General features: G+C 64.1%; 9 protein-coding genes. 6 read left to right on the top strand and 3 right to left on the bottom strand.

Translation table 11 applies throughout. The annotated features are described in order from the left end of the window. Positions 1-3 precede the first annotated feature (3 nt). The 3 genes from EJ069_RS04425 to EJ069_RS04435 all read right to left on the bottom strand — a co-directional run bounded on the left by EJ069_RS04425 (position 4) and on the right by EJ069_RS04435 (position 4616). Positions 4-2997: a sarcosine oxidase subunit alpha gene (locus EJ069_RS04425; protein WP_126060254.1), complete on the bottom strand. Its 2994-nt coding sequence runs from the start codon at positions 2995-2997 to the stop codon at positions 4-6. Continuing rightward, entirely contained in the window at positions 2994-3287 is a 294-nt protein-coding gene (locus EJ069_RS04430; protein ID WP_126060255.1) for a sarcosine oxidase subunit delta, read from the bottom strand. Before EJ069_RS04430 ends, EJ069_RS04425 begins: the two co-directional genes overlap by 4 nt. 69 nt (positions 3288-3356) lie before the next feature. Beyond that, complete coding sequence (locus EJ069_RS04435) at positions 3357-4616, bottom strand: sarcosine oxidase subunit beta (RefSeq protein WP_126060256.1); 1260 nt, start codon at positions 4614-4616, stop codon at positions 3357-3359. 193 nt (positions 4617-4809) lie between these two features. On the opposite strand from EJ069_RS04435, the gene EJ069_RS04440 reads away from it, so the two are divergent. From EJ069_RS04440 to EJ069_RS04465, 6 genes are all read left to right on the top strand, one after another. Then, on the top strand, positions 4810-7299 hold the full coding sequence (locus EJ069_RS04440; RefSeq protein ID WP_126060257.1) for a mechanosensitive ion channel family protein: 2490 nt from the start codon (positions 4810-4812) through the stop codon (positions 7297-7299). 230 nt (positions 7300-7529) lie between these two features. Further along, complete coding sequence (locus EJ069_RS04445) at positions 7530-7793, top strand: hypothetical protein (RefSeq protein WP_042645040.1); 264 nt, start codon at positions 7530-7532, stop codon at positions 7791-7793. Between the two features lie 262 nt (positions 7794-8055). Then, positions 8056-9489 (top strand): UbiA family prenyltransferase, encoded by a 1434-nt coding sequence (locus tag EJ069_RS04450; RefSeq protein ID WP_126060258.1) that lies wholly within the window; start codon positions 8056-8058, stop codon positions 9487-9489. Continuing rightward, positions 9489-10841 carry an FAD-binding oxidoreductase gene (locus EJ069_RS04455; RefSeq protein WP_126060259.1) on the top strand — a complete coding sequence of 451 codons (1353 nt, stop codon included), beginning with the start codon at positions 9489-9491 and terminating at the stop codon, positions 10839-10841. The genes EJ069_RS04450 and EJ069_RS04455 overlap by 1 nt, the downstream gene beginning before the upstream one ends. Positions 10842-10964: 123 nt before the next feature. Further along, positions 10965-11414, top strand: coding sequence for an EamA family transporter (locus tag EJ069_RS04460; RefSeq protein WP_126060260.1), 450 nt, complete (start codon positions 10965-10967; stop codon positions 11412-11414). After that, on the top strand, positions 11411-12418 hold the full coding sequence (locus EJ069_RS04465; RefSeq protein WP_126060261.1) for an NAD(P)-dependent oxidoreductase: 1008 nt from the start codon (positions 11411-11413) through the stop codon (positions 12416-12418). Before EJ069_RS04460 ends, EJ069_RS04465 begins: the two co-directional genes overlap by 4 nt.

Below are 12418 nucleotides of genomic sequence, written 5' to 3' on the forward strand. Positions count from 1 at the left end.
TGCTCAGCCATGCATGCGGCTCCCGTCCGGGTCGTAGAAATGGTTCGAGACGATCTCGACCGGCCCGAACCGGTTGCGCAGCGGATCCGAGACGAAGGCGCGGGTCCCGTGCCGCGCCTTGCCGCCCTTGACCAGCGCCAGGGCGATATATTTGCCGAGAGCCGGCGAATAGCAGCAGGCGGTGATATGGCCGATCGAATCGTGCGGATTGGCTTCGTCCAGTTCCTCGACGATATGTCCGCCGCCGTTGAGGGCCCGGTTGTCGAGGGCGATCAGCCCGACCAGCTCGAGCCGGTCCGGGGCGATCAGGCCTTCGCGGTCCATCATGGCCGAGCCGATGAAGGGCTTCTTCTTCGACAGCATCCAGTCGAGATGGAGGTCGCGCGCCGTGGTGCGGCCGTCGATCTCGGCGCCGGTGACATGGCCCTTCTCGATGCGCATCGTGCCCAGCGCCTCGAGCCCGTAGGTGACAAGGCCAAAAGGCTTGCCGGCCTCGATCAGCGCTTCCCAGACGCGGGTGCCGTAGCCGGCGCCGGAATAGACCTCGAACGCCATTTCGCCGGAGAAGGACAGGCGGCAGATCATCACCGGCACGCCGGCGATCCGGCCATGCACGATGCCCATGAAGGGTAGGGTCGCGTTGTCGACGGCAGTGCCGGTAACGCAAGCGGCAAGAATGGCGCGCGCGTCTGGGCCGCCGATCGCGGCCCCCGCCCATTCGTCGGTGACGGAGGTGACGGTGACCTTCAGCTCCGGCCAGATGACGTCGAGGAAATATTCCAGATGCTGCATCACCTTGCCGGCATTGGCGGTGGTGGTCGTCATCAGGAAATCCTGCTCGCCGAGCCGCCAGGTGGTGCCGTCGTCGAAGGCAAGACCGTCCTCGCGCAACATCAGGCCGTAGCGCGCCTTGCCGACGGCCAAAGTGGAAAACATGTTGGTGTAGACGCGGTCGAGGAACTCGGCCGCGTCGGGTCCCTGCACGGCGATCTTGCCCAGCGTCGAGACATCGACGATGCCGGCGTTGTCGCGCGTTGCCTTGGCCTCGCGCACATAGGCCTGCTCGACCGTCTCGCCGGGGAGGCCATAGATCATCGGCCGGTACCAGAGGCCTGCCGAATACATCCTTGCGCCATTGGCGATGTGCCAGTCATGCATCGGGGTCAGCCGCTCGGGCTTGAGGTCACCGAAGCGCTCTGCCGCCAGCGAGCCGATCGACACCGCCGTGTAGGGCGGGCGGAAGCGCGTCGTGCCGACTTCGGGAATAGGCTTGCCGAGCGCCTCGGCCATGATGGCGAGACCCGGCACGTTGGAGTTCTTGCCCTGGTCGGTCGCCATGCCGAGCGTGGTGTAGCGCTTCAGATGCTCGACCGAGACGAAGCCTTCGCGATGCGCCAGCCGCACGTCCTCGGCGGTCACGTCGTGCTGGAAGTCGACGAAGCTCTTGCCCTTGGCCCTGATCTCGAAGACCGGAGCCGGATTGGGATCGCCCGGAGCCGCCTCGACGACGGGCAGGGGACCGGATGAAGCCGTACCGCCAGCCGCCTGGAGACCGGCGGCGCGACCTTCCGCGATTGCCTCCGCTGTCGAAAAACTGCCGGTGAAGGCGCCGGCGCCGATCCAGCGCTGCGTCGGCTTCGGCGGCAGGAAAGCTTGCCTGGCAGGGTCCCACTCGGCTTTCGCGCCGGCCTGGCTGGCGAGGTGGATGGTCGGCGACCAGCCGCCCGACATCAGAAGGCTGTCGGCGTGGATGCTGCGCTCGTCGCCGCTGAGCGAACCGCTCATGGCGTCGAAGCGCTGCACCTTGAGGCCGGTGAGTGCCTTGCCGCCCTCGGTCGCGACCACGGCGTGACCGGCAAGCAGCTCGGCTTCCGCATCGCTCGCCAGCCGGCGCATCTCGTTCGAGACATCGCTGCGGACATCGATGATGGCGACCACCGCGGCGCCAGCCTTCCTCAGGGCGACGACCGAGCGGTAGGCACTGTCGTTGTTGGTGAAGAGCGCGACGCGCTGTCCAGGCAGCACGCTATATTCATTGACATAGCGCTCGGCGGCGTGCGCGAGCATCACGCCGGGACGATCGTTTCCAGGGAACACCAGTGGCCGTTCGAAGGAGCCGGTGGCGAGCACCACCGTGCCCGCGCGGATCGCCCAGTAGCGCTGGCGCGGCTCGCCCTTGGCGGCGACTTCCTTGTGGTCGGTCACCCGTTCAAGCGCGGCCAGCGTGTTGCCGTCGTAATAGCCCCACACCGTCGTGCGCGGCAAAAGCCGCACATTGTCGTTGCCTGCGAGCTGCGCAGCCATGCGCTGGGCCCAGTCGGCGGCAGGCATGCCGTCGATGGTTTCGCCCGACCAGTTGGCGGAGCCGCCAAAATGGGCTTCGAGATCGGCGAGGATGACCCGGGCGCCCTGGTCGGCGGCGGCCTTGGCCGCCATCAGGCCGGCCGGACCGGAGCCGACGACCAGCACGTCGCAGAAAGCGTTCATGCGTTCGTAGCGGGCCGGGTCGGGGGCGATGCCCGCCTTGCCGAGACCGGCGGCGCGGCGGATGAAATGCTCGCAGAACATCCAGAAGCGCGTGCCTTTCAGCGGGCCGATCACCGGCCCCATGAAGGTCTTGTAGTAGAAGCCGGCAGACAGGATCTTACCGCCAAGCTGGTTGATGGCGCCGATGTCCCAGGCGAGCGATGGCGTGCGGTTCTGGCTAACCGCGACGAGCCCGTCATAGATCTCGACCATGGTTGCCGGGATGTTGGGCTCGCGCACCTCGCCGCGCAGCACCGTCACCAGCGCATTGGGCTCCTCGACGCCGGCGGAAAGCAGGCCGCGCGGGCGATGGTATTTGAACGAACGGCCGAACAGCGTCACGCCGCTGGCGAGCAGCGCCGAGGCCAGCGTGTCGCCGGCATGGCCGGTGTAAGGCGCGCCGTCGAAGGTGAAGCGGATGGTGCGCAGCCGGTCGATGCGGCCGCCGGTCTCCGTGCGGCGCGGGCTCACGAGCGGCCCTCCGCCTTGTTGTCGGCAGATTTGTGGCCGCCACGCGCGAAGGCCGTGCTCAGGATCTCATGCGTGATGGTGTTGCGCACGACCCTCAGATGCGCACGGCAACCGCCGGAATGCTGCCAGATCTCATTGTGGTCGCCGGCCGGATTGAGCCGGTCGTAGACATAGGCGTTCCAGGCATCGAGGTCTTGCGAGGCCGGCTGCGGCCGCTTGCGGTGGCCGTCGCCCTGATAGGTGAATTCAATGACGTCGCGCGGCCCGCAATAGGGACAGGTGATCAGCATTTTCTGGTATCTTCTTGTTCAGCCATGATCTTTTCAAAAACCGGTTCCCACTTTTTGGGATCATGGTTCCTAATGCAGGCGCGGGTTCGCGCCCTGGCCTTTGTCGTCGATGATCAAGCCGCGATAGAAGCGGTCGAGCGTGAAGGGTGCGTTGAACTCGTGCGGCTCGTCCTTGGCGATGGTATAGGCAAAGCACCAGCCCGAGGCCGGCGTCGCCTTGAAGCCGCCGTAGCACCAGCCGCAATTGAGATACATGCCCGGCAGCGGGCCGGTGGTGATGATCGGCGAGCCGTCCATCGTCATGTCGCACAGCCCGCCCCAGGAGCGCAGCATGCGTACCCGGGCGAGACCCGGGAACAGCGCCAGCATCTCGCTCATCACCTCATCGACGATCGGCAGGCTGCCGCGCTGGGCGTAGCTGTTGTAGCCGTCGAGGTCACCGCCATAGACGAGGCCGCCCTTGTCGGACTGCGAAATGTAGAAGTGGCCCATGCCGAAGGTGAGAACGGTATCGATGACCGGCTTCAGCGATTCCGACACGAAGGCCTGCAGCACATGGCTTTCGATCGGCATGTGCGAAATGCCGGCAAGCTGCATGACCTGACCAGTGCTGCCGGCAACCGCAAGCGCGACCTTCCTGGCGCGGATTTCACCGCGCGTCGTCGAAACGCCGGTGATGCGGCCGCCGTCGCGGAGGAAGCCAGTGACCTCGCAATTCTCGATGATGTCGACGCCGCGCCGGTCGGCGCCGCGCGCATAGCCCCAGGCGACCGCGTCGTGACGGGCGGTGCCGGCGCGCGGCTGCATCAGCCCGCCAAGCACCGGGAAGCGCGCCGAACCCGAGACCTCCAGCGCCGGCACGAGCCGCTTGATCTGCTCGACATTCATCAGTTCGGCATCGACGCCGAGATGGCGCATGGCGTTGCCGCGCCTCGCATAATCGTCGAGCTGGGCAGGCGTATGCGCAAGGTTCAGGCAGCCGCGCTGCGAGAACATGACGTTGTAGTTGAGGTCGTGCGAGAGGTTTTCCCACAGCTTCATCGAATGTTCGTAGAAGCGGGTGTTCTGCGGCAAGAGATAGTTGGAGCGAACGGCTGTGGTGTTGCGGCCGACATTGCCGGAGCCGAGCCAGCCTTTTTCCAGCACGGCGACATTGGTGATGCCGTGTTCCTTGGCAAGGTAATAGGCGGTCGAAAGACCGTGCCCGCCGCCGCCGATGACGATCACATCGTAGGAAGCCTTGGGGTCAGGCTTGCGCCAAGCGGCCTTCCAATCCTTGTTGCCGGCCAGCGCATTCTTGAGCAGCGAAAAGGCTGAATATTCCGCCATTCTTCCTATCGTCCTTATGATGCGAGGCGGCAGACTATAGAGCAGGCGGGAAGCGCAAAGCCAAGATTGCGCCATCGCTTTTCGACAGGCCGACTCCGCTTGACACGACCGGGACGGCTTGCCGCCCGATAGGCCGGTCTTTATCAAGGGCGGAAATTTCGAGGATTTTCGGCCGCGAGTCGCCAACAAAGCCATGTTTTTCCGTCTGCTACGCCTGATTCTGGTCGTCATCGTCGCTGTCTTGGGGCAGCCGGTGTTCGACGCCTCGGCGCAGGCGATCGGCCACGGCTCGGCGCAACTCATCGCCGATCAGACCAAGGTCATCCAGGACCTGACGGCCAAGACGGACGGGCTGGAGAAGAGACTGGGCGACCCCGACCAGGACGATGCGGGACTGGTCGATATTCGCCTGCAGCTCGAAGACATCTCGCGGGCGGCGCTGACCAGCGCGCTGGCATTCCGCCAGCGCCTCAACGATATCAACGCCCGCGTCGAAGTGCTTGGGCCGCCTCCGGCACAGGGGCAGCCACCCGAGCCGGCGATCGTCAGCAACGAGCGCAGCGCGCTTGTCTCGGAGAAGGCCGAGATCAACGCGGTCGTCGCCAGCGCGCAGAATCTGTCGGTCCGCGTCAACGGGCTGGTCGACAAGATCTCAGTGATGCGCAGCGAGCTTTTCCGCAGCGTCATCACCAAACATTATGATCTGAACGACGCGCTGAGCCCGCAGGCCTTTTCCGACGCGCATGACCAGATCTCGGGTCTTTACAAGGCGGTGTCGTCCTGGCTGAGCTTCGCCCTCAAATTCAAGTTCCAGGCGATCCTTGCCGCGACGCTGATGGCGCTGGCGCTGGCGGCCGTGCTCCTGATCGGCGGCAGGCGCTTGTTCGGCCGCATCTTCGAGGCCGACCCAACCGTCGAGGAGCCGTCCTATCTCAGCCGGCTGTCGGTCGCCTTCTGGTCGACGCTGCTGCCGACCCTGGCGCTCGGCGTCTTCTTCGCCTCGGCCGTGTTCTTCTTCAACTATTACAATGTGCTGCGAGGAGACATCGGCACGTTCCTCAACGCCTTGCTGACGGTGATCGGCATGGTGTTCTGCGTCAACAGGCTGACCAACGCCGCGCTTGAGCCGCGCCTGCCCAACTGGCGCCTGATCCCGGTCGCGACTGGGCCGGCGCGCTGGCTCGTCGGGTTGACGACCGCGATGGCCCTGGTGCTCGGCTTGAATTACTTCCTGTCGGTCGTCAACGAGAAGATGGGCTCGCCGCTTTCGCTGACGATCGCCAGGAGCTTTATCGCTACCATCATCATCGGCGTCATCCTGATCCTGATGGGATGGTTGAAGCCTTTCAAGGCGCAGGACGGCTCATGGCGTCCCTGGCCGGCCTGGCTTCGTTTCCTTGCCGTCGGGCTCGGCCTGTTCACCATTGCCGCGGCACTGCTCGGCTATATCGGCCTGTCGCTTTTCGTCGCGTTCCAGGTCGTGGTGACCGGGACCGTCCTGGTGACGGCTTATATCGGCTTTCTCTCAGCGCGGGCGATCGGCGAGGAGGGCGGCTTCGCCGACACTTCGGTCGGGCGCTGGCTTTCGGAAAATTCAAGCTACGAGGATACCGCGCTCGACCAGCTCGGGCTGGTGGTCAGCATCGCCATCAACCTGATGATCGTTGTGGTGTTCCTGCCGCTGATCCTGTTGATGTGGGGTTTTCAGCCCGGCGATATCGAGGCCTGGGCCTATAAGCTGGCGACCGGAGTCTCGATCGGCTCGGTGACCATCTCTTTCCTCGGCATCCTCAGCGGCATCGTCGTCTTCATCATCGGCTATTTCCTGACGCGCTGGTTCCAGGGCTGGCTGGACGGCTCGGTGATGGCGCGCGGCAAGGTCGATGCCGGCGTGCGCAACTCGATCCGCCTCGGCGTCGGCTATGCCGGCGTGGCGATTGCCGGCCTCGTCGGCATCTCGGCGGCCGGTATCGATCTTTCCAACCTGGCGCTGGTCGCCGGCGCCCTTTCGCTCGGCATCGGCTTCGGCCTGCAGAACGTCGTCTCGAATTTCGTCTCGGGCCTCATCCTGCTTGCTGAACGGCCGTTCAAGGTCGGCGACTGGATCGTCGCCGGCGATGTCAGCGGCACGGTGCGCAAGATCAGCGTGCGCGCCACCGAGATCGAGACCTTCCAGCGGCAGTCGGTGATCCTGCCCAATTCGAACCTCATCAACAATGCGGTCGGCAACTGGACGCATCGTAACAAGCTGGGGCGGGTCGAAATCAAGGTCGGCGTCGCCTATGGCAGCGACGTGAGGCGCGTCCATGCCATCCTGCTAAATATTGCCCGCGCCCATCCGATGGTGCTGAAGAATCCGGAGCCGTTCGTCCTCTTCGCCAATTTCGGGGCTGCCGCGCTCGAGTTCGAAATTCGCGTCTTCGTTGCCGACATAATGAACAGCAGCGTCGTGCAGAACGATATTCGTTTCGCCATCTTCGATATTTTCGAGGACGAGCGGATCGAAATCCCGTCGACGCCGCGCGCCGTGGTCGAGACGAACAAGCACGAGGCCTGGCCGATCGACGACGACAAGATCGAAGCCGAATTTGCCGAGCGCCAGAGGCTGGAGGAGGAAGCCGCGGCCGAGCGGGAACGGCTTGCCAAGATGAAGCGAAGGGGCCGCAAGCCCGACCCGGGCTAAGGTGTATCGATATCCGGGTGAGGCCGGTCTGCAAATGGCGGCTTCCTGCGCGCCCCTCTTGGACGCCGATGCCCGAAGGTCGACGCATCTTCGGTGCAGCCGAAACCGATTGTGGCATGAATGCGGCATTCAGTTGCGGTTCAGGTAACATCTCCTATAAGCTTCGATGCAAAGGGCAAGAATGCCTTGCAAATTTGAACAGAGGCGGTGTGTGAAACACCGGAAATGCAATGTGGAAGTCTGTCGTTGCCGCCATTGCTTTGCTGGCCTTGGGCGGTTCGGCTTTCGCTGCCAGCGCGATCAACAGGGACGCCCAGACGCGGACCCTGGTGGTGACCGAAGGCGGCGCCAAGAGCGAGCTGACGCTCGGTGCCGGCGAGACGGTGGAGTTCTGCTCGAACGGCTGCTTCGTCACCCTGCCCAATGGTGACCTCGAAGCCCTGACCGGTTCGGAAACGGTCGAAATTTCGGGCGGGACCGCCCGCATCAAGTAACGCGCCACGGATTGGCGCGGTAAGATTGGCAAAGGCCGGACCGATGTCCGGCCTTTTATCGTTTTCGGTAGCCGACGCTTAACGATGACGCCCGAAAAACCGGCATGACCATTCTCTGCAACCGCACGTTTTAACGTTCGCTGCGTCATCCCCGGCTATATCTGCCCCCAAGGACGCCGGCCACACGGCGTGGGTTGAATTGGCGCGTGGTCCTTTCCGGGATTTGGAGTTTCGGGATCCTGCGCTCGAACGGGGCAGGACAATGGACGCGAGGTCGGACAGGAACGCAATTCCGCTTGCGGTTGATCTCGACGGGACGTTGGTTGCAACGGACCTTCTGTGGGAAGGCCTGTTCATCCTCCTCAAGAAGAACCCGCTCTATTTCTTTCTGCTGCCGCTCTGGCTGACCGGCGGTCCGGCGCGGCTTAAGCAGGAAATATCCCTGCGCGTCGACATCGACCCGGCCTCGCTGCCTTACCGTCAGGAATTGATCGACCGTTTGCGCGCCGAGCATCGGGAGGGCCGCGTGATCGTGCTGGCGACCGGAACTCCCCGCAAGTTTGCGGAAGCCATCGCGGCGCATCTCGGCATTTTCGATCGCGTGCTGGCGACCGACGGCCCGCATAACATGACCTCGGGCCGCAAGTGCTCCGCTCTGGTCGCCGCCTGTGGCGATGCGGGCTTCGATTACGCCGGCAACAGCCGCCACGACCTCAAGGTCTTCGACGCCGCGCGCAATGCGCTGGTGGTGGCGCCCGACCGCAGCGCCCGGCGCTGGCAGGCGGCGCATCAGGCCGAGGCGATGCCGGCGCCGAAGCCGACGTTGAGAACCTATATCAAGATGCTGCGCATGCATCAGTGGCTGAAGAACGCACTGATCGCCGTGCCGATGGTGCTGTCGCACGAATATTTCAATCCGAACATGATCTGGGAATGCCTGCTGGCGTTCGTGTCCTTCAGCGCCGTGGCGTCCGCCATCTACATCCTCAACGATTTCTTCGACCTGGCGCTCGACCGCAAGCATCCGACCAAGCGCAGCCGGCCTTTCGCCAGCGGCGCATTGTCCATTCCGTTCGGCATGGGCGCGATCGCGGCGCTGCTTGCGATCGGCATCGCCGCTGGCCTGTTCCTGCCGATCGAATTCCTTGGCGTGCTTGCCGGCTATCTGGTCGTCACCACCGCCTATTCGCTGTCGTTCAAGCGCATGCTTCTGGTCGACGTGCTGACGCTTGCCGGCCTCTACACGATCCGCGTGCTGGCGGGCGCGGCCGCCACCGGCGTCGACGTTTCCTTCTGGCTGCTTGCCTTCTCGATCTTCTTCTTCCTGTCGCTGGCGCTGGTGAAGCGCTTCGTCGAACTGCGCACCACCGCCATTCCGCCGGGCGAGCGCATCGCCGGCCGCGGCTATCGCACCGAGGACCAGGAGATCGTCGCCCAGGCCGGCATGGCGTCGGCCTTCTCCTCGGCGCTGGTGCTTGCGCTCTATATGGACAGCCCGGCGGTGCGCGAGCTTTACCCGCATCCCTGGCTGATATGGCCGCTGGCGCCGATCGTGCTTTATCTGACGATGCGCGTCTGGATCCTTGCCCGGCGCGACGAGATGCATGACGACCCGGTCGTCTTCATCATCCGTGACTGGCGCAGCCAGATCGTCGTCGCCATCGGCGCGGTCTTTCTTGTCGCCGGAGGCTGGTGATGGGGGACAGTCGCTTCGGCAGCTTCGGACTGGCGACGCCGCCGGCGCGCAAGGCGATGCCGGCGGACGAGGCCATCGCCTTGCTGAAGCGCGGCGAGGCGAAAGCCGGATCGCTGCTCGCCTACGGCAATGGCCGCTCCTATGGCGACAGTTGCCAGAACGATGCCGGCATGGTGGTCGACACGCGGCCGCTCAACCGCATCCGTTCCTTCAACGCCGAGACCGGCGTGCTGGAAGCCGATGCCGGCACGCTGCTTTGCGACATCATCGCCTATGCCGCTCCCTACGGCTTCTTTCCGGCCGTTGTTCCGGGCACGCAGTTCGTGACGCTGGGCGGCGCGATCGCCAACGACGTCCACGGCAAGAACCATCATCGGCGCGGCACCTTTGGCTGTCATGTCGAGGCCCTCACGCTGCTTCGGTCCGACGGCCGGACCTATCGCTGCTCGGCGACCGACAATGTCCGCCTGTTCGGGGCGACGATCGGCGGCATGGGGCTGACCGGGCTGATCCTGTCGGCATCGATCAAGCTGATGCGGGTGCCGTCGCTCGACATCATGGAGAAGGCGACGCGGTTTCGCGATCTCGGCGAATTCTTCGATCTTGCCGAGGCGGCGGACCAGGCTAACGAATATGCTGTCGCCTGGATCGACCAGCTCGCGGGCGGCCATGGGCGCGGGCGCGGCCTTCTGTTCACCGGCAATCATGCCGAACACGGCTCGCACGCCGCCGCGAATGCCGGCAGCCGGCTTTCCGTGCCGGTGCAGCCGCCGTTCAATGTGCTGAACCCGCCCTTCCTCGCGGCCTTCAACGCAGCCTACCGCTGGAAAAAGGGCAAGTCCGCGGTCCCACGCCAGGCGGGCTATCAGGACTTCTTCTTTCCGCTCGACGGCGTCCGCGACTGGAACCGGCTCTACGGGCCGCGCGGGCTTTTCCAGCACCAGAGCGTGGTGCCGGAGGAGAAGGTCCGCCGCACCGTGCCCGCGTTGCTCGAGGTGGCGCGGCGGGCAGGGCAGGGATCGTTCCTGACCGTGCTCAAGCGCTTCGGCGACGTCCCCTCGCCGGCGCTGCTGTCGTTCCCGCGCCCCGGCTTTACATTGACGCTCGATTTCCCCAACCGGGGCGAAAGGACGTTGCGGCTGCTCGCCGAGCTCGACCGAATCACGGTCGAGGCGGGCGGGGCGGTGAACCCCTACAAGGACGCCAGGATGGGGCCTGAGACATTCGCCGCGTCATTCCCGCAATGGCAGCGGCTGGAGGCGCTTCGCGACCCGGCTTTTATGTCGAGCTTCTGGGCGCGTACCGCCATGAGAATGGAGACCGGACAAGGACGAGCCGAAGCCGCGGAATAGATAAATTTCGAATAGATCATGGTAAATAAAGTGTTACGCCATGGTTTACTCAAAACAATATCGCGACTTCACGAAATATTTGCAGGTTTGTAATATGACCGCCCAAGGGGCGGGGTGGCAACAATGAAATACATAATCTTCATTCTCTTCACGGTCATGACCAATGCCGCGGCACAGCTGATGCTGAAGCAAGGCATGATGTCGATGGGGCCGATCTCCTTCGAAGGCGTCAATCCGCTCGTCAGGCTGCTGCAGATCGTGTTCAGCCCCTGGGTGTTCCTCGGTCTGTGCACCTTCGTCATCTCGATGGCGTCGCATCTCTACGTGCTGTCCAAGGTCGAGCTCAGCTTCGCCTATCCGTTCCTCAGCCTCGCCTATGTCGCCGTGGCGATCTTTGCCTATTTCGTCTTCCGCGAGGACCTCAATGGCTGGCGCATCGCCGGCATCGCCTGCATCTGCGTCGGCACGATCCTGATCGCCCAGAGTGGCAGAGAAATGGGTGGGCGCGAGCACAAGGACCGGACCGCTTCCATCGCGTCCGAGAAAATCCAGACAAGCGAGATCGTTCGATGAGACATGTGATTTTCGGCGGCGACGGTTTCGTCGGCCGTCACCTTGCACCCAAGCTCGTCGCCGATGGCGAGAATGTCGTCGTCGCCGACATCGTCAAGAGCGACCTGCCGCATTACCGTTCGACGCGCTTCATCACCTGCGACGTCACCGATCCGGCCTCGGTCGCGGCGGTCGGGCTCAAGGCTGACGACATGGTCTACAATCTGTCGGCCAAGATGCTGTCGCCTATCCAGGTGCGCGCCAAGCGGCATGATTTCTTCTTTCCGGTGAACTTCCACGGCACCGAGAACATCATCCAGGCGATGGACAAGGCCGGCGCCTCGAAGCTCGTCCACTACACGACCGACATGATCTACGGCCACACGGTGGTGCTGCCGATGACCGAAGATCATCCGGTCGCGCCGCTCGGCGAGTACGGTCTGTCGAAGCTGAAGACCGAGGAGCTCGCCGCCGAATGGCGCAAGCGCGGCATGTCGATCTCGCTGTTCAGGCCTCGCCTGATCATCGGGCCGGGGCGCCTCGGCATCCTGGAAAAACTGTTCAAGCTGATCGACTGGAATCTTCCGGTGCCGATGATCGGTTCGGGCAGGAATCCCTATCAGTTCATCTCGGTGTTCGACTGCGCGGAAGCCGCGCGTGCCGCCTGGAAGGCCGGCGTGCCCAACGAGGCTTACAATCTTGGCTCGCTCAATCCGCCGCCGGTCAAGAAACTGCTCGGCGACCTCATCCGTCATGCCGGCTCGAAGTCGATCCTGCTGCCGACACCGGGCTGGGCAGTCAAGCGCACGCTCGACCTGCTCGATTTCCTCAACATGCCGATCATGGATCCTGAACAGTATCTGATCGCCGACGAGGAATGCGTGCTCGACGTGTCGAAGGCCGAGCGCCAGCTCGGCTGGGTGCCGCAATATCGCGACGAGGACATGCTGATCGCCGCCTACAGCGAATACCGCGCCAAGAAGGACGGCCACGCTGTGACCACCAGACACGTGCCCGCCGAATAG

This window comes from Mesorhizobium sp. M2A.F.Ca.ET.043.05.1.1, assembly GCF_003952445.1.
Lineage (GTDB): Bacteria > Pseudomonadota > Alphaproteobacteria > Rhizobiales > Rhizobiaceae > Mesorhizobium.

Bases quoted from the DNA above. Each gene is read 5' to 3' on its own strand.
- EJ069_RS04445 (WP_042645040.1), top strand. From the start codon at position 7,530: ATGTGGAAGTCTGTCGTTGCCGCCATTGCTTTGCTGGCCTTGGGCGGT.
- EJ069_RS04435 (WP_126060256.1), bottom strand. From the start codon at position 4,616: ATGGCGGAATATTCAGCCTTTTCGCTGCTCAAGAATGCGCTGGCCGGC.
- EJ069_RS04465 (WP_126060261.1), top strand. From the start codon at position 11,411: ATGAGACATGTGATTTTCGGCGGCGACGGTTTCGTCGGCCGTCACCTT.
- EJ069_RS04440 (WP_126060257.1), top strand. From the start codon at position 4,810: ATGTTTTTCCGTCTGCTACGCCTGATTCTGGTCGTCATCGTCGCTGTC.
- EJ069_RS04430 (WP_126060255.1), bottom strand. From the start codon at position 3,287: ATGCTGATCACCTGTCCCTATTGCGGGCCGCGCGACGTCATTGAATTC.
- EJ069_RS04460 (WP_126060260.1), top strand. From the start codon at position 10,965: ATGAAATACATAATCTTCATTCTCTTCACGGTCATGACCAATGCCGCG.
- EJ069_RS04450 (WP_126060258.1), top strand. From the start codon at position 8,056: ATGGACGCGAGGTCGGACAGGAACGCAATTCCGCTTGCGGTTGATCTC.
- EJ069_RS04455 (WP_126060259.1), top strand. From the start codon at position 9,489: ATGGGGGACAGTCGCTTCGGCAGCTTCGGACTGGCGACGCCGCCGGCG.